This window comes from uncultured Candidatus Puniceispirillum sp., from assembly GCF_963979125.1.
In the GTDB taxonomy this organism is placed as follows: Bacteria; Pseudomonadota; Alphaproteobacteria; order Puniceispirillales; family Puniceispirillaceae; genus Puniceispirillum.
On record NZ_CAXBVX010000015.1, the window covers coordinates 1 to 20,696 of the forward strand.

A 20,696-nucleotide genomic window follows, 5' to 3' on the forward strand; every position below is an offset into this window, starting at 1 on the left:
TCGTGCGCATGTCCCATATATTCAGGGCATTATTGTGTTAGGCAAAGAAGTATCAAGTGATGCTTTGGCTTCGGTCTTTGCAGCGGCAAAAACAGAACCACTTGTAAAAGGCTTTGCCATTGGCCGAACGATTTTTGCTGATGTGGCTGACGCTTGGTTTAAAGGTGAATTGACTGATGACGTCGCGCGCGACAGCATGGCAAATAGATATGGAAATCTAGTTGCATTCTGGAACAAAGCAGGTGAGTGATATGACACATGTAAGATTAACAATGGCGCAAGCACTAACGCGTTATCTTGCGGCACAATCAATCAGGCAGCTTGACGGATCAATCGCGCCAGCTTTTGCCGGTGTATGGGCAATTTTTGGCCATGGTAACGTCGCTGGTCTGGGTGAGGCGCTATATTCAACAAAAGATGTTTTGCCAACATTTCGGGGACATAACGAGCAAGGCATGGCGCATGCGGCCATAGCCTATGCAAAACAGAATAATCGTCGCCGGATGATGGCTGTTACATCATCAATTGGCCCTGGTGCAACTAATATGGTGACCGCTGCAGCGCTGGCACATGTGAACCGTTTGCCTGTGTTGCTTTTGCCTGGTGACGTTTTTGCGGATCGTCGTCCTGATCCGGTGTTGCAACAAGTCGAAGACTTTACTGATGGCACTATATCGGCAAATGATTGTTTCCGGCCAGTAAGCCGCTTTTTTGATCGGATCACTAGGCCAGAACAGATCATGCAGGCCTTGCCAAAGGCAATGGCTGTCTTAACTGATCCGGCAGACTGTGGTCCTGTGACCTTGAGCTTGTGTCAGGATGTGCAGGCTGAAGCCTATGATTTTCCTATTAGTTTCTTTACGCCAAAAACGCATGAAATAAGGCGGCAAAAAGCTGATCAGAACGAATTTGCTGTCGCTGTTGATTTGCTTGCTGGGGCAAAACGTCCACTGATTATAGCTGGTGGTGGGGTTCGTTATTCGGGGGCATCCAATGATTTGGCAATGTTTGCTTCACGCACGGGTATTCCGGTTGCTAGCACTCAGGCAGGTAAATCTGCATTGTTAGATAGCCATAGTCAGAATGTTGGATCGCTAGGCGTTACGGGCAGCAGCGCGGCTAACGCATTGGCTGAAACAGCGGATGTAATTTTATCAATTGGGAGTCGTCTGCAGGATTTTGCCAGCGGGTCAAACGGCATGATCAAAGGACAGATTATTGCTTTAAATGTGCAATCACATGATGCGCTCAAACATAATGCTTTGCCCTTGTTGTGCGATGCAAAACAAGGGCTGGGCGATTTGTCAGACGCAACACCTGAACTAGTTATATCCTCGGCTTATACTGGTGAAATTGCCGATTTATCAGCAAGCTGGCTAGCTGACATGGAGGCCGTTACTAGCGCAGAAACTAACAGCGATAACGCTTTGCCATCTGACAGTCAGGTTATTGGTGCGGTTAATCGGAATGTGCCAGATAATACGATTGTTGTAGGTGCCGCTGGGTCAATGCCAGGTGAGTTGCATAAATTATGGCAAGCTGGTGGTGTTGACGGCTATCACATGGAATATGGTTTTTCTTGTATGGGATATGAAATTGCTGCGGGTATAGGCGTGCATATGGCCGCACCGGATCGTCCGAATGTAATTTTTACAGGTGATGGTTCTTATCTGATGATGAATTCGGAATTGGCGACGGCAGTTATGATGGGCGTGTCGTTGACGCTGATTGTGACTGACAATCGTGGCTTTGGCTGTATAAACCGGCTACAGGCTGGGACAGGTGGCGCGGCATTTAATAATATGCTGGTAGATTCACATCATGCAGTTTTGCCTGATATTGATTTTGTTGCACATGCCGCTTCAATGGGGGCACGTGCGGTAAAGGCCGCATCTTTGGCTGATCTTGAAAGCCTGACTGCTGCTGCGATTAATCGTGATGGTGCTGACGTGATTGTTATAGATACCGATGCGACGCAAAGTACTGAAGCTGGCGGCACATGGTGGGATGTAGCTGTGCCAGCCGTTTCGGAACGTAGTGACGTTAAAGAAGCGCATGCTAAATATATTGAAGGCCGAAAACGTCAGGCCAAGGGCGCATCATTGGCATCGAAAACATAGATAGGGAGAGTTGAGATGGCTGACCTTTTGGTATCACCAGATCTGAACGGCGAAGCTGTTCATGACATTACGCCAGCATCGGCAGGGTGGGGGCATGTTGGATTTGCTACTTATGACCTGCAACCTGGATCAAGGATTGATGCATCGATAGCTGCGGCTGGTGATGCAAATCATGATGTTGAAATATGTATTGTTCTGTTATCAGGTTCAGCAAGTATTTCAGCAGGTGGTCAAGATTTTGGGCTGCTTAAAGGACGCAATTCGGTTTTTGATCGGGTACCCCCCTTTGCTGTTTATGTACCAAAGAATACAGATTTTACGGTGATAGCCGAGAGTGCATGCGAGATAGCTGTTTGCCGCGCGCCTGGATTAGATGGGGCGCATCCGGCACGATTGATTACGCCAGATGATATGTCACTTGAAGTGCGGGGAAGCGGAAGCAATACCCGCCATGTCTGCAATATTTTGCCTGAAACCGAGCCAGCTGACAGCTTGCTGGTTGTTGAGGTTATCACGGAAAGTGGTAATTGGTCGTCCTATCCGCCCCACAAGCATGATACTGATGATTTGCCAAATGAATCCTATCTTGAAGAAACTTATTACCATCGGGTTGATCCGCCCCAAGGCTATGTAATGCATCGTGTTTATAATGATGATCGTAGTCTGGATGAGTCGATGGCAGCTGGTGATCGTTCAGTTGTTTTGGTTCCCAAAGGGTATCATCCAGTTGGCGTGCCACATGGCTATAACAGCTATTATCTTAATGTCATGGCTGGTCCGAAGCGGGTATGGAAATTCCGCAATGACCCTGACCATGACTGGATTGTAAACCCAAAATAACGAGGCATCACAATGACACTTAATGAGCATGACTTTAACGTTGCAACCGAGGCTTTGATTGAGGGACCCGGATATTATCTTTTTCCGTCTGTATTTTCTGCTGAAAAAATAGCCGAAGCCAATCGCATCATCAATTTTCATTCGGATGAAGCGCAGGCAGCAACACATTTTCATGGTGCGCATTCGGATAAAGTCCATCTCCAGCGCCGTGTGTGGAATCTTCTTAACAAGGGGGATGTTTTCGTTGATATGGTTCAACATCCTGCGGTCATGGCTGTGTTTTCAAAGGTGCTGGGACGCAATTTCATTCTTGGTTCTTTTGCGGCCAACCGTTTATTGCCTGGTGCACCTGGCCAAGAGCCGCATGTAGATTATCCCTATTGGGATATGCATGATATTGATGAATTCCCAGCAGGTATAAATTCAAGTTTTCATATGAATTGTCAATCACTTATAAGCTTACATGAATTCACTGCTGAAAATGGTGCAACAGGTATTGTTCCGCATTCTCAAAAGCGCGGTGTCTATCCAAAAACAAAAGATTTTGAAGATGAATTCATTCAAGTCACAGCCCCAGCAGGTAGCTTACTTCTGTTCACAGGGATGAACTGGCATTGTTCAATGCCGAACAATTCCGATGCTGAGCGCACGTCAATTCTGGGGCAATATCTACCCAAGTTTGTTAAGCCTATGGAAAATCTTTTGGAAAGTGTGAATCCCGATATTCAGGCAAGTGCAAGTCCAGCATTACGCCAGCTTCTAGGAATTGATTTGCGCTATCCCGAATTGCTGGAAGATGCCGATGCGGGTAACGCAGAAGGTCGAAATGCTGCTGAGGCCGCTGAGTAAAATTATTTACCTTTGTTAAGGATAGCCTATGTCGTCACCTATAATCTCTTCGTCTGCAAGTGGGCTTAATGTTCGCCTTGGCATGTCTCCAATCTCATGGAGCAATGATGATTTGCCCCAGCTTGGTGGTGATACATCTTTGGAAACCTGTTTAATTGAGACCCGTGAAGCGGGGTTTACCGGTACAGAAACAGGTGGAAAATTCCCCAGTGATGCGAAAGCGTTAGAATCAGTGTTGCGTTCACATGATCTGGCGCTTGTATCAGGATGGTATTCAGGCACGATGATTTCGAATGATATAGCGTCTGAAAAACGCCGTATAACACCACAGTTAGAATTGTTTCGTGATGTTGGGGCGGCGGTAATTGTTTATGGGGAAACGTTTGAAACTGTCCAGAATCAGCAAGACCGTGCTTTAGCTTCACGTCCTAAACTGGCTGATTTTGATGCAGTTGCTTATGGCCGTAATCTGACCTTGCTTGCTGAATATTGTGCTGATTATGGCGTGCCATTGACCTTGCATCATCACATGGGTACGGCGGTAGAAAGCGAAGCTGAAATTGACATCATGATGAACAATACCGGTGAAGCGGTGAATTTGTTGCTTGATACCGGACATCTGGTCTTTGCTGGGGGCAACAATGCGTCTGTGATCAGCAAATATGGTAACCGTATTAATCACGTTCATACGAAAGATATCCGGCCAGATATATTAGCTGGGATTGATCGCGATAATAAATCGTTTCTTGATTGTGTGCTTGATGGTGTTTTTACAGTGCCTGGTGATGGCATGATCGATTATGATGATGTGATGCAAAGGCTGGCAGATGTTGGCTATGAGGGATGGGTGATCGTAGAGGCAGAACAGGATCCGATTAAGGCTAATCCACTCATCTATGCCAAAAAAGGTTATGATGCCCTTATGGAAGCTCTGACTAAGGCTGGTTATGGTGTAACCTATTAGGGAAATGGACTAGATCAAGACTGTGGAGAAAATCATGGATTGGGCGACTGCAAAAGCCGAGTATGATCGTGATGGTTTTTACGTTATCGATAATTTACTTTGTTCAGACGAGATTGATGCGCTTATTACTGAAACGGCGCAGATCTGCCGTGGCGCGCGTGGTGCTGTCCGGGGTATTGAGGAAAGCAAGCACTTACTTGATGATGATCTGGATGATAATGAAATTTTATCGCGCGTACTGACTATTCAGTTTCCTCATAAAGTATCGCCAATGATACGTGATAATTATATTGCACATCCGCGTATAGCCGAGGCCATGAGCTATTTTATTGGCCCAAATGTGAAGGCAATGCAGTCAATGCTGTTTATAAAGCCTTCGGGAAAACCTGGTCAGGCATGGCATCAGGATGAGCATTTTATTCCAACTCGCGACTGTTCGCTTACGGGTTTATGGATTGCACTTGATGATGCAACTATTGAAAATGGTTGCCTCTGGGTGCGTCCGGGAAGCCATAAGGATCGTGTGATTTATAACACTGCTCCGCATGGATCGAAAAATTTTGATGAAGGCAACCAGTTGGTTGGTACACCCGATGACGATGATGATGGCGTGCCTGTTGAAGTCAAGCGTGGTTCAGCGATTGTATTCAACGGGTATATTCATCATAGAAGTTTGCCAAATAAGGCAAAGAAAGGGACGTTTCGTCGCTCGTTGGTCAACCATTATATGAACGCCAATTCATTACTTCCATGGGATTGGGATGGGCGTATCGTGCCAACCCGTGATATGCGGGATATTATGCTTGTATGCGGTGTTGACCCTTATTCTTGGAAGGGGACTGATGATATCACCTTTGCCTTTTTACGCGCCGAAACAGCCAACGATAAAGACCCTAATCACGACACGCAGAAAAAGGTATTTTGATGCCAACAGTTAAACATCTGGATGCATTGTTGGCGCGGGTACAAAAAGGTAGCTTCTTTGCAATAGGCCGCGCAGGGCTTGATTTATATCCAGAACCAATTGGCACCAAGACCAAAGATGCAACCAGCTTTAATGCTGACCTTGGTGGTTCGGCGGGTAATATAGCTGTTGCCCTGTCTCGACTGGGAAAAGACGTTTCGTTAGTTTCGGTTTTGTCCGCTGACTCAGTGGGTGCTTTTACAAAAACACGTTTGGAACATTATGGCGTTGGCACTGATTATGTGCGGTTTGCTGACAAGGGACATGAAAGGCTGGCTCGCAATTCTTTGGCGGTTGCCGAAACCCGTCCCGATGATGCTGAAGTGGTGATTTACCGAAACGGTGCGGCAGATTTACTGTTATGCACAGAAGATGTTGTGTCGTTGGATTTTAAAGGCGCGTCAGCACTGATTGTAACGGGAACGGCTTTATCAGCCAATCCATCCCGTGAAGCAGTTTTTGCGGCCGCCAGCCAAGCCAATACAGATGGTTGCCCTGTTGTCTTTGATGTTGATTATCGCCGCGATGCTTGGCAGAGCGTCGAAGATGCCGCGTGTGTGGGCAGAAAATTCACGTCGATGTCCGACATTGTTATTGGAAATGATGACGAATTCGATGTGCTGGCAACAGGTACAAATCAGACTGGATTAGCCTATGCAACTGAGTTGGCAGGTGATGTTGGTCTCGTTTTATATAAGCAAGGTGCCGTTGGGTGCCAAGCATTTCACATAGGTAAACAAAAACACAAGGATATGCCAGTAACTGTCTCAAAATATGGTATTTTTAATGTTTCTATTTTTAAGCCATTTGGTGCTGGAGATTCCTTCATGGGGGCTTTCCTAGCCGCGCTTCATACAGGCGTTCCGCTTGATGATGCTATTGTTCGTGGGTCGGCGGCGGCGGCAATAGTCGTGTCACGCCCAGGATGTGCGTCGGCCATGCCTGATAAAGATACAATAGATACTTTTATGGCGCAGACTACAGTTAGTGCATATGGTGCTACATAAGGAAATGGAGATAAATTATGCATATTCCACCGCATGAAAATGCCAACAAACCTATTATTGATGCACATCATGCATCGGTGCCGCTGACTTATTTTAATATTGTCAAACTGGCCAAAGGTGAAAGTTTCACTTATGCAGTTCCAGATTATGAGACCTGTATAGTGCCAGCTACAGGTTGCATCGACATTACCGTTTCTGCATTAGGTACTAAAGACCAGCATTTTGACCAGATTGGCAATCGTGGCAGTGATGTTTGGGACGGTGAACCTGAAGCGGTTTATGTGCCGACGGGAATGACCGCGCATTTAACATGCAAAAGTGATGTTGCCGAAATTTTTGTTGCTGGTGCCCAATTTTCTGAGGTGTTGACGCCTTTTGCTGTTCGACGTGATGATATTGACCTTGTGCAATATGGTTCGGATGATACCAAGACACATCGCAAGATTAAGCATGTCTTGGGTCAAAAACAGGCTGATAAGGTGGGCCGTTTGTTGGTGTCTGAATTATTCACTGTTGGAACGGGTGGCTGGTCCGGTTTTCCACCTCACAAGCATGATACCGACCGCAAGCCTGATGAAACCCGCCATGATGAGGTGTATAACTTCCGGTTCCGTCCAGATTTCGGTTTTGGCATGCAATTATTACAGCCCGCAGATGGCGGGCAGGGCGATGCGTTTCATATAACCAATGGATCAACTTTTGCGATCCAGTCCGGCTACCATCCGTGTGTTGTCGCACCAGGCTATGAGATGTATTATTTCACCATCCTTGGCGGTTTGAGCCAGCGACCTCTGGTACAATATTTTCAACCTGAACATGCCTGGCAAATTGAAGTGATTCCGGGCATCAAAGATATGATTGCCAAATTCAAATAGTCGGATGGATTAACAATGCCCGCTGTCAATTTAACGGATGTTCTCGAACCTGCTCTGACTGGGCATTATGCTGTTGCTGGTCTTGTGGTGCTTGGATGGGAAGATGCTGTTGCTTTTGTTGCGGCTGCCGAAGACCTTAACCAGCCTATTATTCTTCAAGCAGGCCCTGGTTGTCGTCGGCACACGCCATTGCCTGTTCTGGGACGTATGTTTCGCCATCTAGCTGATAATGCGTCTATACCTGTTGTATGCCATGTTGATCACGCGCGAAGTCTTGAAGAATGCCAGATAGGTATTGAGCATGGTTTTACATCAGTTATGTTTGACGGCTCTGATTTACCATTGTCAGCAAATATAGATGCGACGAGTGCTGTTGTTGAAATGGCGCATCCGGCAGATGTGAGTGTTGAAGGTGAAGTTGGAATTGTTGGGTATAGTGAGGATTCAAAGCTGAATGTTGCCGCCGCCAAATCGCACAGTAGCGACCCATATGAAGCGGCAAAATTATGCATCGATAGTGGGCTTGATGCGCTCGCAGTTTCAATTGGTAATGTGCATCTTCAGACGAGCAGCAAAAGTGAAATTGACCGGAGAATGTTGACGTTGATTGAGGATGCGATCGCGTCTGAACTTCAGCTAAAAGGCATGGATAGACAAGCTATACCTTTGGTTCTGCATGGTGGTAGCGGTATTCCAAGCGCGGTACGCACAGATCTTGCGCGAAAAACCGCAATCTGCAAGTTCAATATTGGCACTGAGTTGCGTCAGCAGTTTGGCTTTGCTTTACGTCAAACGCTTAATGAAAAACCAGATCAATTTGACCGAATTGACATTTTAAACGCAGTAATGGCACCGATGCAAAAGGCGGCAATGGAAATTATAAAGGAGTTCGGTGCACCGTAATACGATCGATTCAAGATATTAAAAACGACTGTCTGATATATGACAGCTATTTACATCAATATAGACCTGACTATAACAAACATATGGGGGAAGACGTCTATGACAAAAGTTGGAATTGTTGGTATTGGCGATATGGGAAGCGGTATAGCCAAAAATCTTATTGCTGGTGGTTTTGATGTACATGGTATCGACACCCTAGAAAAGCGGATGCAAAATTTTGTGGCTCTTGGCGGGACAGGTGTAAATTCACTAGCTGATGTAGCCACCGATGCGGCGGCTGTTTTTGTTATGGTTATGACAGGTGCTCAAGCAAAGGGTGTTATTTTTGGTGATGATGGGTTGGCGGCACATATGCCGCAAGGCACAAGTATCATTTTGACAGCGACCATCAAACCGGCCGAAGCTTCTGAAATTGCGACTGGTCTGGAAGGGACAGGTATTCATTTGATAGACAGCCCTGTCAGTGGCGGATTTCCGGGGGCGCAAGGCGGTACATTAACCATGATGGCGGCTGGTAATGATACAGCAATGGAAAATTGTCGTCCCTTTATGGAGGCTATTTCTGGCACCATTCATAAAGTAGGTGATGCTGCGCCTGCGGGGCAAACTGTAAAAGCATGTTTGCAATCGCTGATTGGTTCTATCTTCTCGGCAACATTCGAAGCCGCAACATTAGCTGCCAAGGCCGGCGTACCTGGTGAAATACTCTATAACGTATTCTCAACATCGGGCGCTTCAAGTGGCATTACAAATAATGCACTGCAAAAAATCATTGATCGCCAGTTTGAGGGCACAGGGAGCCATATTGCAACAATGCACAAGGATTTGACCATTTCGCTGGCCTTGGCTGAAGAGTTGGGTGTGCCGTTGCATACAGCTTCGACAGCCATGCAGTTGTTCCATGCAGGCAAGACCAAATACCCAGATGGTGATAATTGGGTTGTAACACGTGTTTTAGAAGAAATTGTTGGTGCAGAGTTGCATCGTTAGCCTGTCAGGAAATGGAGACTATGATGAAGTTAGGCGTAATTTGTGATGGTATCAGCCGTGATCTTGATCATGCTTTGACCGTGATGAGTGAATTTGATCTTGAATATGCCGAGTTGCAATTTGTATGGGACAAGGAAGTTGGAGATCATGATGCACAGGAAATACACAAGATCAAAGGGTTGCTTGAAAAGCATAATAAGCCTGTATCCTGTCTTTCCCGACATGTTTTTGCTGGTCTAACAACCCAGAATAAGCCAGGTGACGCCGATCATGTACGTCATATGGATGCATTAAAGCGCGTTATCGATATGGCGCATCAACTTGGATCTCCTTTGGTCCGGATCATGACGTCAAAGAAAGAGCAAATCCTGTGGGGATATAATGGCGCTGAAAAGTGGAATGTGGCTAAAGGGGCGTGGGATACGTTGCCGCCTTTAATTGCTCCAGCGGTTGAGTTGGCACGTGCCGAAGGCGTTCAGCTTGTTGTTGAAACGGGTAATGGCACAATGGTCAATTCAAACTATACAGCCTGTAAGTTGATTGACGAACTGGATGCCAAAGATGTGTTGAAGGTGCTTTGGGATCCGGGCAATAATTGCTGGTGTCATGAATTGGCATATCCAGATGGCTTTGAGGCAATCAAAGACGGCTATCTTGGTCACCTTCACATCAAGGATGTTCTGGTTGATACGCCAAAGGCAACACTGGAAGTACGCGAAATGGGCAAAGGTCAATTGGCACCTTTATTTGCACCAATGGCAGAAGCTTTGCGCGACAATAGCTATGATGGTGTGATCTCATTCGAAAGCGTTTATCATACTGGTGATGGCGATTTTGAGAATGGGTTCCGTGCATGTATAGATTTGTTCAAAACGCACTTTGCGTAGCAAGCTAGTTGAGAGCAATCTTGAGTTTGTATTATCCATAAAATGCCTAGGCGCCTATCAAAACGCCTAGGCAATAAGATCAGGAATTTTATCTGTAATGATTTTTCCAAGAGAGTTACGGGGCAGGGCGTCAACAAACACAACGTCCTTGGGAATCTTATAACGGGCTATTTTACCCTCAAAATAGTTGAGAATTTCTTGCTTTGATATTAACGGACGGGATACGTCGCGCACCGCAACCAGAACGGGCACGGCGCCCCATTTGTTGTCATCACGGCCAATAACAACGAATTCAACTAGATCAGGGTGCGCGAATAAAACACGCTCAAGCTCGGCTGGATAGATGTTTTCGCCACCTGAAATTATCAAATGCTTGGTACGTCCGACAAACCAGTAAAAGCCATTTTCATCAATACGGGCAACATCGCTTGTGTGAAACCAGCCGTCAGTAAGCGATTTAGCTGTACTTTCTGGATTGTTCCAGTAGCTGTCTAGAACATTATCGCCTTTGACCCATATTTCGCCATTCGTGCCAACGGGAACATCAACGCCCTGTTCGTCAACTAACCGTATAGCGCATAATTTGCCTGCCTTGCCTATTGACCCTACCGTTGCAAAGGCGTGTTCTTGTTTTTGGTAAATAGCTATCGGGCTGGTTTCTGTCGCACCATAAATCTGAACTAATGGTATATTACGTTCATGAACGTCGTCGATCAGCGCACGTGGAACGTCGGTTGATCCAATCGAAACCATTTTTAGGCTTGATATATCAGTTTTGTGCCAATCTTCATGCGTGACAAGTGCTGATAAAATGGTAGGCACACAATTGACCAAACTAATTTTAGACGATGAAATTGTTGTCAGCGTATTAGCAGGATCAAATTTTTGATGTAAAATCAGTTGTGCGCCAAACATAAGGGCGGGAAGGGGCTGTATATTTAAACCGCCAGCATGAAATAGCGGTAATATATTCAAGACTATATCCTTGGCGGTCATGTCATAGGCGTGCTGGCTCATCATAGCATTTGCGATCAGCGCATTTTGTGCCAGCAATGCCCCTTTTGGTCGGCCTGTGGTGCCAGATGTGTAAACCAACAAAACGGGATCATCCTCAGATCCACAAAACATGTGGTCTCCAGAAGTGCTGTTCATACGTAAATGGCGCAGTGATTGGCCATGTCGGCTGCTATGCTTATCAATCGGAATAGTGCGACAGAGCGCACCGTTATTTGTTATCTGATTGATGTCGTCGCTGAATGCAACGTCAAATAGTAGCCATGATGGTGTGCAATCGGCAAATTGATAAGTAAGTTCTTCAACAGATAGTCGCCAGTTTAAAGGAACCAGAATAAGACCAAGCCGCGCGGCCGCCATTAATATCACGAAAATTTCTGGATTATTCATCCCGTAATAGGCAATGCGGTCACCACGCTTAAGCATACCATCTGCAATTATATAGGCTGCTGTCTGGTCAATTGCCGAGCAAAGATCGCCATAGGTAATTGTCTGATTGTCGAATTGGATCGCAATCGAATTGGCTGGACGTGTATGTGCGTGATCGGGAGCAACCGAAATATATTCATCAAGGCGCATGCTTTTACTCGGACTTAAAGTGAAGCATGTTCAAGAGTCACTTTCGCCAGATTGGTATAACGCCCCGCGGCCAAGCATGTCGGTACATAATTCAGCAGTCCATGGCAACATCAACGCACCGCACCGACTATCACGATACAAACGTTCAAGCTGAAGTGAGCGCAACATAGCCTGACCACCACAGGTTCGAACGGCAAGTTGCGCAATTGCGTTGGCGTTTTCCATGGCGGTATATTGCGCTGCCCACGCCCTGTGCAATGAGTCCTGACTTGGGTTTGGTTGTGCTTCTGAAATTGACTGGAACCATAATGATTTGGTTTGTTCTAGCATGATCTTCATCCGTGCAACGGCAAGTTGCTTGGTTGGATACATGCGGCGTTTAACGGGCGGTGTACCAGGCTGTTCTCCACGTAAATAACGTATGGTAAAATCATATGCGGCCTGCGCAATTCCGATATAGGATGGCGTTAACGTCATGAACATATGCGGCCATTTTGTTGCCGCCTGAAAATAAATACCTCGTGGCATAAGCTGTTCGCTAAAAGGTACAAAAACATCTTTGAAAATCAGTGTACGTGATACAGTTCCGCGCATACCAAGTGGATCCCATTCACCTTCAACCGAGACCCCTTTGGCGTTGGCGGGAATGGCGATATACATTGTATTTGCGCGTGATGGTTTTGTATCTGCTGTGGCAAGCTCGGTGCATAAAACGCCATAATAATTGGCATGGCCTGATAGGGATGCAAAAATCTTTTTCCCGTTGATAATCCACCCGCCGTCGCTAAGTAACGCTGTTGTGCCAAATGCGGCATGGCCTGCTGCTGCTGCTCCCCCCTCGGAAAAAGGTTGGGCATAAATGGCACCATCATTCAGAATGCGATCATAATGCTTCTGCCGCATCTTATTGTGTTTTGCGCGCGTCTCATCGTCCATATCAAGCTCATCAGCCAGAAAACCGGTCCACAGGCATGAGCTGACATGCATATTAAAAGTAAGTGCGGTCGCACCACAATAACGCCCAATTTCAGCCGCGGCCAACATATAGGCTTTAAGATCAGCGCCACGGCCACCATGTTCAGCCGGTACACAGATGCCCATCAGATCATGTTTATGAAGATCAGCGTAATTTTCAGTTGGAAATCGTGCCTCGCGGTCAATGCTGGGGGCACGGTCTGCAAATCGGTTGGCAGCAAGTTCTCGAGTTTCCCGACATAGGTTTGCCTCAAAATCGGATAACTTCCAGTCAATCGGATCAAACATCGGTGCGTCTATTTGATTGCCTTGTCCGGCATCAAACTTACTTTGCTTTAAATCGTCCACTATATGCCTATCCTTGATCCAATAAAAAATTTCGAATGATTGCATTAACTATATCACTTGCTTCACTATTCACTAAATGGCCGGCCTTTTCAACAATGTGAAACTGGCTATGCGGAATGTGCTCTGACATCTTTTGCATGCTGGTAGCCGGGGCATTTTGATCCATCTCTCCTGCTATCAGGCAAACGGGCATGGTCAATAGATGCTGATCGTCGCGCCTGTTAAAGGTTACCAAACATTTGATGATCTGCCGATAGGTTGCCTCAGGCACTGCCGACATTGCGGCAACAGCCTCTTTTAGAACCTGTTGACTTGTATTCGATCCGGTGATTTCAGGAACAAATTCTTCAGCAAGTTCAGGCATGGTTTTGCCAGCATCAAGCGGGGCAAGACGGGTTGCCAGAAAGCGGGTTTTGAAACTATTGTCACGTCCACCAAAAGCGGCACTTGTTGCGATCAATATCAATGATCTGACACGATGGGGATGCAGGATGGCTATTTCCTGCGCCAGCATGCCGCCAATTGATTGGCCTATGATATGCGCAGATGAAATATCAAGAGCGTTCATAAAAGCAATCAGACTATTACTGAGATTTTCGAAGGTTACATCTAAAAGTGTAGTCGATCCGTTATATCCGGACATGTTCCAAGCTATGACTCTGAAATCGCTGCCAAGCTCAGCATATTGAGCGGCAAAGCTACTGTCGTTGCCCCCAATTCCATGCAGACAGATGATAGGTTGGCCAGAACCGCCACTATCTTTATAGTTAATGCCAGCAATGATTGGCATCAGCAAATCACCCCTTCAGCAACCATTTTTGTTCCATCAAGAGTGATTGTACAATCCATCATGGGCAAATCGAAATGCCCTTCCGTATGGCGATCAGCAAATTCATTCGCACCAGTCGAGAATAGAAAATTGCCAGCAAGAGCGCGTAATTCGGTGCCGTTAAGATCATCCTTATCGTACATTGTAAGTGCTTCGTATCTGGCATGAGGGTTAAGTCCCCAACCAACATGGCTTGTGGCATAGGCAAGAGGATCGCCAAAACCAGCCAGATAATGGCGCATTAAGCGGGCATCAGTTCCATCACCATCAATATGGGTTACAAAGTCATCGGTGATGTGAAAGCGCACTTCGCTCTCAAAATAGCGTTTGAAGGTAAGGTTTATATCACCTGGCTTAAAAACCAGAATGCCGTTGGTAGATGATGAGCGTGGAAAACTCACCACAAGACCACCAGGCCAATGAGCCAAAGTCCCGGGGCGATCTGTCCACCCCCAGACACCAACTGTAACGGTGTTGGCCATGACAACACGAAGATTAGAACCTGCGGTTGATGTAACATGCATTTCCGACGCGTTGCGGCAGGCCTTTACAGCTGTTTTGACGGCGTCTTTAATCGCTGGGTCGAGAGGCAAACGTGCTAGAATTTCAGGATGTTCGTTGGAAATGGTCATAATACGTGCACTCGATTTCAGAATATCTGAGGTTTGACGTGCATGCATGAGGCCTTCGACGGTCAAATCTATAATGAAATCGGCTTTACAGAGTGTTTCGACAATATGCGGTTGCCCATCAAGCACATTGGATGCGCCGGTAGAACGAACTATGGGCGCACATGAAGCGGGTTTTGTTTCAATGCGCGTAATATCAAAGGGAAGGCTGAGCTGTTGTAAAGCCAGTTCGGCAAGCATGACATTTATTTGGCGGCTATGCGATTCAGTTAGGATAATGATTTGTTCATCGGATGTGGCTTTACATAAACTGAACAGTGATACAAACGCATCAAGCCATTGTTTTTGAATAGGGGTGTCCTGCATTGTCTCACCAGCATTATCACGTTTGAAAGGTATTTTCACGCGTTCCAGAATTGCCCATCTTATCAATCTTGACGGCATTTGAAAGAACGTGTTTGGGCGTATTAGTAATTAATTACTTGCAGTTTGGCCATCGCGTTGTATTTGGCACATTTGTTGCTCATAAAATCTATGTTTCAAAAACGTAACATCATTCAATGCGCTTTTGCATTTCTGATATTTTGTATAGGCATGACGCCACATGTATGGGCGCGTGATGTCGATTGTGAGGCTCTGGCCGCAAAGGCAGAAGCAGAATATGCAATACCGTCAGGTATTATGCAAGGCATCGCGCGGGTTGAGTCCGGACGTGTTAATAGTGACGGTAAACGAAGATCATGGCCTTGGACGGTAAATGATGGTGTTGAGGGGCTGTTTTTTGAAGATCAGGACTCAGCGCTTGAATTCGTCGAGGTAAGTTATGCCAATGGTGAAAACAGCGTCGATGTGGGTTGTATGCAAATCAACACCAAATGGCATAAAGATAATTTTCGCGATTTTGCCGAAATGTTCAATCCTGATGTTAACGTGGCTTACGCTGCATCATTTCTGATTATTCTTCGAAACCGTCACGGAAATTGGGATCAGGCAATTCGGCATTACCATTCGAATGATCCAAACAAAAATGAACGCTATTTGCGCAAGGTGAGCGCTGTTATGGCGGCTGAAAATTATCATTTGCCTTCATCACCACAGTTGGTCAACGCAGTGTTGACTGAGCCAGCTCCATTGCCGACGGTGATGCCCAAACCAAAACCAAAACGTAATGTAGATTTGCCACTTCCAGTTCCAGTTCAGCCAAAAGCCCTAACGCAAACCAAGCCAAAGGTTAAAATGGGGCTGAAAACACTTGCCGCTTCAAATATGTCAGACGCAATGTCAAACGCAACTTCGCGACACAAAGATATTGTGGGTTCAGCAACAAAATTGGCTAAGCCGGCTAATAAAATCACACGAATAACGCCTAAACTTTTTAAAAAGCCTGCTAAGCTGGTTAAGGCGCAAGTTCCTGCGATCCCTCTGTCGGGTGATGATTTGTTAAAGAAAAGACAGCCGCACATAGCCAAAAATTGGCGTAAGGTATTGGAATTTCGTGCCAGTTTTGCAAAACAGGGATAGTGATCAAAGATAAATTCAATCATTACTTTATATTGAATTTATAAATATATGTAATTATTCAATTAAATACGGTTACAATAATGGCAAAACTGCCAAGCCCAGTACAAAGGGCATAAAATAGGTTTTTGGTCAAAATCATTGTCCCAAGTCCAACAAACAAGCCAATAAAGCGATGATCCAGCTCGGTTGTGGCCAGAATACCAGTCGGATATACTAGAATAAGCATCAGAACACCCGATACCATTGCATAAGCAACCCCATTGATCCATGTCATCATTGGGGTGTCAGTGGCAATACGACCAGCCAGAACAACCCCAATCAGGCGCCAGCCAAAAGTACCTAAGCAAGCCAGACAAACGGCTAGCCAAGCTTCTGCTGTTGTGTAATCTAGGTTGTTCATGAGCGTTTCCGTCCTCTGATGTGAAAGATCATCATGGCTAATGTCCCGCCAATGACGCCCGCTATAAGAATGCTCCAATCAGCGGCAAGTGGGTAGATAAGGGGGCAAAGCGTACCGCCAATGACGGCCGCCAGACGATTTAATGTATGACGCGCATTGATGACCAGCAACAAAATGTAGAGTGGTGTCACGAAAATCACCAGACGCAGAATTTCAGGTGGTATCCAATCAGCTATATAAAATCCTAATAGCGTGCCGGTCATGGCAAAGGTAAAAATAGTCAGGCTAAAGCCGATGTAATAGGAGAGGAGCAAAGGAGGGGGGTGTTGATGTGCTTTAAAACCGATTTGCGCCCAACTGGTTATCGCCAGAAAATGCATTAATAAAAGCCGTTTCCAGAAAGGTAGATTATGCGCAGATAAATTAAGAATATCGCTTCCTGAAATGACCATAAGCATCATGCGCATATTAGCTAACGAAACCGCCACAAAAATTAATAATAGGCTGGCACCACCCGCAAAAAGGCTGGCAAACGCAACTTGGCCAGGCATGCCGAATACTGTGGCTGTCGTGACTAAGGCCATCCAGATATCAAAACCAGCTTCACGTGCTATGGTGGCAAATCCGATCATGGTACTCATCAGCGCAAACCCTGGAACATTGACGCCGTCCCGAATACCGATTAACCAGAGTTTAGATGATGGTTTCTCATTGATTGGTGGTGATGATGTTTCGGCCATCTTGTTAAATGCTCATATTATCTGAATGTTGGCTAAAAACGTGGTGAAAAAATAATGTATATTGATGATTTATAACACATATATAGCTATAGTGAGTTAGTAGTGATTTTTTAGTGAGTGTGAAGTGATTTCTGCCCAGAAAAAACATGGTCGGCCAGTTTCATTCGATAGAAACAAGACTATTCAAACGGCCCTAGATCTTTATTGGAGGCAAGGTGTATTAGCAACCTCGCTAAACCAAGTGGCACGTATGACGGGGGTGTCAAAACCAACATTATATCGCTATTTCGAAAATGAAGACGGATTATTATATGATGTCCTTGAATGTTATTTATCTGGCAATGTAGATAAATTTGAGTGTCTTGAAGCACATGAAAATATTCGCCACGGTTTGACTGAATGGTTTGAGCAGATAATAACCGCCTGGACAGCCACAGATGCGTCACCACATGGGTGTTTATTTTGTGATTGTCTGCATGAGATTGATCGGCTTGGCGTAAAAAGCCAGTCTCTGATCAAAACCTACCTTAGTCAGCAACCTGAAAAACTGGCATCAATACTATCTATTGCACGTGACAAGGGGCAGTTGAAGGATGGCGTCGATGTTCATCAGGCAGCGCTGTATCTGAGCAGTCATGTTATTGCCATGAATTCAATGGTAAAAATGGGTATTTCAACAGAACAGCTACTTTCAATTAGCGATTTAGTAATAGGATCAATAGTTCGTTAGTTTTCCTGTGCCGTAATAGTTTAGTCAATTTTTTTATGTATTTGCTTAATTTTTTAGCAGTTTTTACTTAATTCTTAGGTATTAATACCATTTGGTATTTAAATCTTTACTTCTTCATAAATGCGTATTACCGAATGCTTGGTAATTCTATCAGTTTTTAAAAAAGGTGCTTTATGTCACAGCAAAATGGTTCATACGGTGAATGGCTTCTGAAATACAGGTTTTTGGTTCTGGGGCTTGTGACAGCGATGACAATACTAGGCGCAGTCGGTGCTCAGTTCCTTTATTTTGATAATGATTACCGTGTTTTCTTTGGCAAAGATAATCCACAACTTAAAGCGTTTGAGCAGATACAACAGACCTATACGAAGATTGATAATGTCAACTTTGCTGTTGATCCATTGTCTGGCAAGGCTAATGCGCCTGAGGTGTTGGCGGCTGTTGAGGAATTAACCAGCATTGCATGGCAACTTCCCTTTTCAATTCGTGTCGATAGTCTCTCAAATTACCAACATACCGAAGTTGATGGTGATGATCTAATTGTCCGCGATTTGTATATGGATGCAATGTCTATGGGCGAAGATGAGCAGGCTCTGGTCGATAATGTGAGCTCAACTGAGCCAGCTTTGGCAGGGAAAATTCACGATAAGCAACATCGGGCAACATCAGTTAACGCGACCATTCAGATGCCAGGCAAAAGTGCTGATGAAGTTGCAATTGTGGCAGCTGCCGCCCGTGAAATGGCCGCAGACATTGAAGCAAAACATAATGTCAAAATCCGACTGGGTGGAGTTATTTTCCTGAATAATGCTTTTTTGGAATCATCGATGCAGGATATGGCGACACTAGTTCCCGCAATGTATCTGGTTATTTTGGTTGTTGCTTATCTTTTGCTCAGATCGTTGATGGCAACGGCTTTGGTGCTGTTTGTTGTTGTGCCAAGTATTATTTTTGCAATGGGGGTTGGCGGCTGGATGGGTATTGGCCTAACACCACCATCGGCTAGTGCGCCTACAATAATCACCACACTTGCTGTCGCTGATTCTATTCATTTGTTGGTTAGTATGTTTAACCGAATGCGTGCAGGTCATAGTCAACGGGATAGCCTGCTATATAGCTTGCGCGTTAACAGTAAGCCCATTTTTTTAACAAGTCTGACGACGGCTTTGGGTTTTCTGTCGATGAATTTTTCAGACTCTCCTCCATTTCATGATCTGGGCAATATAACAGCCGTTGGTGTGATGGCAGCATGGATCTATTCGATCGTTTTGTTACCTATTCTGATTAGCTTTGTTCCTCTAAAATCAAAAGCGACTCTTGCAAAACTTGATGATAAAATGGGAAAGCTTGGTGTATTTGTTGCTTCGCGATACAAGCCAGTTTTGGCTATAAGCGTTATTTTATCTGCTGGTATTCTTGCGCTTATTCCGTTGAATGAAATCAATGATGATTTTGTCAAATATTTTGATAGTTCAACACAATATCGCAAGGATACTGACTGGATCAGCGCTAATCTGACAGGTGCCAATCAGGTGCAATTCAGTTTGCCATCTGGGGAATCTAATGGCGTTAGTGATCCAGCCTTCATTGAAAAAGTATCTAAATTTACGGCTTGGGCTCATAACGAGCCAGTCGTAACACATGTGCAATCCATTTCGGATATATTCAAGAGACTCAATCGTGATCTCAATGCGGGTGATCCAACCTTTTACCGGGTACCGGATACACGTGAATTAGCCGCACAATATCTGCTTTTGTACGAGCTTTCGTTACCATTCGGTCTGGATTTGAATAACCAGCTTGATATCAGTAAATCATCAACACAAGTTATTGTTACAATTGATGATATGACGACGAATGAACTTCGTGCGTGGATTGCTCGAGCTGAAAACTATCTTGCTGACGAGCTTGATTTCGACCTAACAGCTGTCGGCCCTACAGTCATGTTTGCGTATATATCCGAGCGAAATATCCAAAGTATGTTGATTGGAACACTTATTGCTGTGTTCCTGATTAGCGGCGTTATTCTGGTTGCCCTAAGAGATGTGCGTCTGGGTATTCTGAGCTTGATTCCAAATCTGCTTCCCGCTGCCCTTGCCTTCGGTCTTTGGGGGGTACTTGTTGGTCAAGTGAATATGGCTGTGGCTGTCGTTGCTGGCATGGCATTAGGTGTTGTTGTTGATGATAGTGTCCATTTTCTCAGCAAATATCAAATTGCGCGGCGTGAACAAAAACTGTCACCAAATGATGCTGTGATTTTTGCTTTTAACGGTGTTGGGACGGCGCTTGTCGTAACAACTCTAATTTTAACAGCTGGATTTGCCATTTTGGCGCAATCAACATTTGGCGTTAACAGCTATATGGCAATGTTAACAGGCATAGCATTGGTTATAGCTTTGATCGCTGATTTGACCTTGCTTCCCGCATTGCTGATTGCACTTGATAAAGATAAAAAAGAAGCTGAACCAGTAACAAGCCTCGAAGAAGTTCCACAAAATGCTTGAGCCAATGATGTTGTCCAAGGAGATTAAA

Annotated in this window: 20 protein-coding genes; 14 read left to right on the top strand and 6 right to left on the bottom strand. The window is 45.3% G+C overall.

The features are described from left to right. The 11 genes from ABNT28_RS02950 to ABNT28_RS03000 all read left to right on the top strand — a co-directional run. Nucleotides 1-250: DUF2090 domain-containing protein (locus tag ABNT28_RS02950; RefSeq protein WP_348720990.1), on the top strand; the 250-nt coding region annotated here is incomplete at its 5' end. A 1-nt stretch (nucleotide 251) separates the two neighbouring features. Next, on the top strand, nucleotides 252-2,120 hold the full coding sequence (gene iolD, locus ABNT28_RS02955) for a 3D-(3,5/4)-trihydroxycyclohexane-1,2-dione acylhydrolase (decyclizing) (protein ID WP_332925094.1): 1,869 nt from the start codon (nucleotides 252-254) through the stop codon (nucleotides 2,118-2,120). Between the two features lie 15 nt (nucleotides 2,121-2,135). Further along, nucleotides 2,136-2,960 carry a 5-deoxy-glucuronate isomerase gene (gene iolB / locus ABNT28_RS02960; RefSeq protein ID WP_332925093.1) on the top strand — a complete coding sequence of 275 codons (825 nt, stop codon included), beginning with the start codon at nucleotides 2,136-2,138 and terminating at the stop codon, nucleotides 2,958-2,960. Nucleotides 2,961-2,972: 12 nt separating this feature from the next. Then, complete coding sequence (locus ABNT28_RS02965) at nucleotides 2,973-3,809, top strand: phytanoyl-CoA dioxygenase family protein (protein WP_332925092.1); 837 nt, start codon at nucleotides 2,973-2,975, stop codon at nucleotides 3,807-3,809. Between the two features lie 28 nt (nucleotides 3,810-3,837). Further along, nucleotides 3,838-4,773, top strand: coding sequence for a myo-inosose-2 dehydratase (iolE, locus tag ABNT28_RS02970; RefSeq protein WP_348720991.1), 936 nt, complete (start codon nucleotides 3,838-3,840; stop codon nucleotides 4,771-4,773). A gap of 34 nt (nucleotides 4,774-4,807) precedes the next feature. Next, complete coding sequence (locus ABNT28_RS02975; protein ID WP_332925090.1) at nucleotides 4,808-5,698, top strand: phytanoyl-CoA dioxygenase family protein; 891 nt, start codon at nucleotides 4,808-4,810, stop codon at nucleotides 5,696-5,698. After that, entirely contained in the window at nucleotides 5,698-6,744 is a 1,047-nt protein-coding gene (locus ABNT28_RS02980) for a PfkB family carbohydrate kinase (protein WP_332925089.1), read from the top strand. Before ABNT28_RS02975 ends, ABNT28_RS02980 begins: the two co-directional genes overlap by 1 nt. Before the next feature lie 17 nt (nucleotides 6,745-6,761). After that, on the top strand, nucleotides 6,762-7,619 hold the full coding sequence (locus tag ABNT28_RS02985) for a 5-deoxy-glucuronate isomerase (protein ID WP_332925088.1): 858 nt from the start codon (nucleotides 6,762-6,764) through the stop codon (nucleotides 7,617-7,619). A 15-nt stretch (nucleotides 7,620-7,634) separates the two neighbouring features. Then, complete coding sequence (locus ABNT28_RS02990) at nucleotides 7,635-8,522, top strand: class II fructose-bisphosphate aldolase (RefSeq protein ID WP_332925087.1); 888 nt, start codon at nucleotides 7,635-7,637, stop codon at nucleotides 8,520-8,522. A gap of 99 nt (nucleotides 8,523-8,621) precedes the next feature. Beyond that, a complete protein-coding gene (locus ABNT28_RS02995; RefSeq protein ID WP_332925086.1) occupies nucleotides 8,622-9,512 on the top strand; it encodes an NAD(P)-dependent oxidoreductase in 891 nt (296 codons plus the stop codon). A 23-nt stretch (nucleotides 9,513-9,535) separates the two neighbouring features. After that, entirely contained in the window at nucleotides 9,536-10,399 is an 864-nt protein-coding gene (locus ABNT28_RS03000; protein WP_332925085.1) for a sugar phosphate isomerase/epimerase family protein, read from the top strand. Between the two features lie 66 nt (nucleotides 10,400-10,465). Here ABNT28_RS03000 and ABNT28_RS03005 read toward each other — a convergent pair whose 3' ends face one another. From ABNT28_RS03005 to ABNT28_RS03020, 4 genes are all read right to left on the bottom strand, one after another. Beyond that, on the bottom strand, nucleotides 10,466-11,992 hold the full coding sequence (locus ABNT28_RS03005; RefSeq protein WP_332925084.1) for an AMP-binding protein: 1,527 nt from the start codon (nucleotides 11,990-11,992) through the stop codon (nucleotides 10,466-10,468). Between the two features lie 30 nt (nucleotides 11,993-12,022). Beyond that, nucleotides 12,023-13,255 carry an acyl-CoA dehydrogenase family protein gene (locus ABNT28_RS03010; protein WP_332925095.1) on the bottom strand — a complete coding sequence of 411 codons (1,233 nt, stop codon included), beginning with the start codon at nucleotides 13,253-13,255 and terminating at the stop codon, nucleotides 12,023-12,025. 67 nt (nucleotides 13,256-13,322) lie between these two features. Next, nucleotides 13,323-14,105 carry an alpha/beta hydrolase gene (locus ABNT28_RS03015; RefSeq protein WP_348720992.1) on the bottom strand — a complete coding sequence of 261 codons (783 nt, stop codon included), beginning with the start codon at nucleotides 14,103-14,105 and terminating at the stop codon, nucleotides 13,323-13,325. Next, complete coding sequence (locus tag ABNT28_RS03020) at nucleotides 14,105-15,217, bottom strand: peptidase M29 (RefSeq protein WP_332925082.1); 1,113 nt, start codon at nucleotides 15,215-15,217, stop codon at nucleotides 14,105-14,107. The genes ABNT28_RS03015 and ABNT28_RS03020 overlap by 1 nt, the downstream gene beginning before the upstream one ends. A 150-nt stretch (nucleotides 15,218-15,367) precedes the next feature. On the opposite strand from ABNT28_RS03020, the gene ABNT28_RS03025 reads away from it, so the two are divergent. Next, nucleotides 15,368-16,294, top strand: coding sequence for a lytic transglycosylase domain-containing protein (locus ABNT28_RS03025; RefSeq protein WP_348720993.1), 927 nt, complete (start codon nucleotides 15,368-15,370; stop codon nucleotides 16,292-16,294). Nucleotides 16,295-16,352: 58 nt separating this feature from the next. Here ABNT28_RS03025 and ABNT28_RS03030 read toward each other — a convergent pair whose 3' ends face one another. Continuing rightward, nucleotides 16,353-16,694 (bottom strand): AzlD domain-containing protein, encoded by a 342-nt coding sequence (locus ABNT28_RS03030; protein WP_332925080.1) that lies wholly within the window; start codon nucleotides 16,692-16,694, stop codon nucleotides 16,353-16,355. After that, nucleotides 16,691-17,434, bottom strand: a complete 744-nt coding sequence (locus ABNT28_RS03035) for an AzlC family ABC transporter permease (RefSeq protein WP_332925079.1) — start codon at nucleotides 17,432-17,434, stop codon at nucleotides 16,691-16,693. The genes ABNT28_RS03030 and ABNT28_RS03035 overlap by 4 nt, the downstream gene beginning before the upstream one ends. A 124-nt stretch (nucleotides 17,435-17,558) precedes the next feature. Here ABNT28_RS03035 and ABNT28_RS03040 point away from each other — a divergent pair, with 124 nt between their 5' ends. Continuing rightward, nucleotides 17,559-18,164, top strand: a complete 606-nt coding sequence (locus tag ABNT28_RS03040) for a TetR/AcrR family transcriptional regulator (RefSeq protein ID WP_332925078.1) — start codon at nucleotides 17,559-17,561, stop codon at nucleotides 18,162-18,164. Nucleotides 18,165-18,337: 173 nt separating this feature from the next. Further along, nucleotides 18,338-20,668 (top strand): MMPL family transporter, encoded by a 2,331-nt coding sequence (locus ABNT28_RS03045; RefSeq protein WP_348720994.1) that lies wholly within the window; start codon nucleotides 18,338-18,340, stop codon nucleotides 20,666-20,668. The last annotated feature ends 28 nt before the right edge of the window (nucleotides 20,669-20,696 follow it).

What these genes read in the sequence shown, in the direction of transcription:
- iolD (WP_332925094.1), top strand. Translation starts at nt 252, where the DNA reads ATGACACATGTAAGATTAACAATGGCGCAAGCACTAACGCGTTATCTT.
- ABNT28_RS02975 (WP_332925090.1), top strand. Translation starts at nt 4,808, where the DNA reads ATGGATTGGGCGACTGCAAAAGCCGAGTATGATCGTGATGGTTTTTAC.
- ABNT28_RS03015 (WP_348720992.1), bottom strand. Translation starts at nt 14,105, where the DNA reads ATGCCAATCATTGCTGGCATTAACTATAAAGATAGTGGCGGTTCTGGC.
- iolE (WP_348720991.1), top strand. Translation starts at nt 3,838, where the DNA reads ATGTCGTCACCTATAATCTCTTCGTCTGCAAGTGGGCTTAATGTTCGC.
- ABNT28_RS03045 (WP_348720994.1), top strand. Translation starts at nt 18,338, where the DNA reads ATGTCACAGCAAAATGGTTCATACGGTGAATGGCTTCTGAAATACAGG.
- ABNT28_RS03030 (WP_332925080.1), bottom strand. Translation starts at nt 16,694, where the DNA reads ATGAACAACCTAGATTACACAACAGCAGAAGCTTGGCTAGCCGTTTGT.
- ABNT28_RS02980 (WP_332925089.1), top strand. Translation starts at nt 5,698, where the DNA reads ATGCCAACAGTTAAACATCTGGATGCATTGTTGGCGCGGGTACAAAAA.
- ABNT28_RS03025 (WP_348720993.1), top strand. Translation starts at nt 15,368, where the DNA reads ATGACGCCACATGTATGGGCGCGTGATGTCGATTGTGAGGCTCTGGCC.
- ABNT28_RS03035 (WP_332925079.1), bottom strand. Translation starts at nt 17,434, where the DNA reads ATGGCCGAAACATCATCACCACCAATCAATGAGAAACCATCATCTAAA.
- ABNT28_RS03005 (WP_332925084.1), bottom strand. Translation starts at nt 11,992, where the DNA reads ATGCGCCTTGATGAATATATTTCGGTTGCTCCCGATCACGCACATACA.
- ABNT28_RS03000 (WP_332925085.1), top strand. Translation starts at nt 9,536, where the DNA reads ATGAAGTTAGGCGTAATTTGTGATGGTATCAGCCGTGATCTTGATCAT.
- iolB (WP_332925093.1), top strand. Translation starts at nt 2,136, where the DNA reads ATGGCTGACCTTTTGGTATCACCAGATCTGAACGGCGAAGCTGTTCAT.
- ABNT28_RS03010 (WP_332925095.1), bottom strand. Translation starts at nt 13,255, where the DNA reads ATGTTTGATCCGATTGACTGGAAGTTATCCGATTTTGAGGCAAACCTA.
- ABNT28_RS02985 (WP_332925088.1), top strand. Translation starts at nt 6,762, where the DNA reads ATGCATATTCCACCGCATGAAAATGCCAACAAACCTATTATTGATGCA.
- ABNT28_RS03020 (WP_332925082.1), bottom strand. Translation starts at nt 15,217, where the DNA reads ATGCCGTCAAGATTGATAAGATGGGCAATTCTGGAACGCGTGAAAATA.
- ABNT28_RS02990 (WP_332925087.1), top strand. Translation starts at nt 7,635, where the DNA reads ATGCCCGCTGTCAATTTAACGGATGTTCTCGAACCTGCTCTGACTGGG.
- ABNT28_RS02965 (WP_332925092.1), top strand. Translation starts at nt 2,973, where the DNA reads ATGACACTTAATGAGCATGACTTTAACGTTGCAACCGAGGCTTTGATT.
- ABNT28_RS02995 (WP_332925086.1), top strand. Translation starts at nt 8,622, where the DNA reads ATGACAAAAGTTGGAATTGTTGGTATTGGCGATATGGGAAGCGGTATA.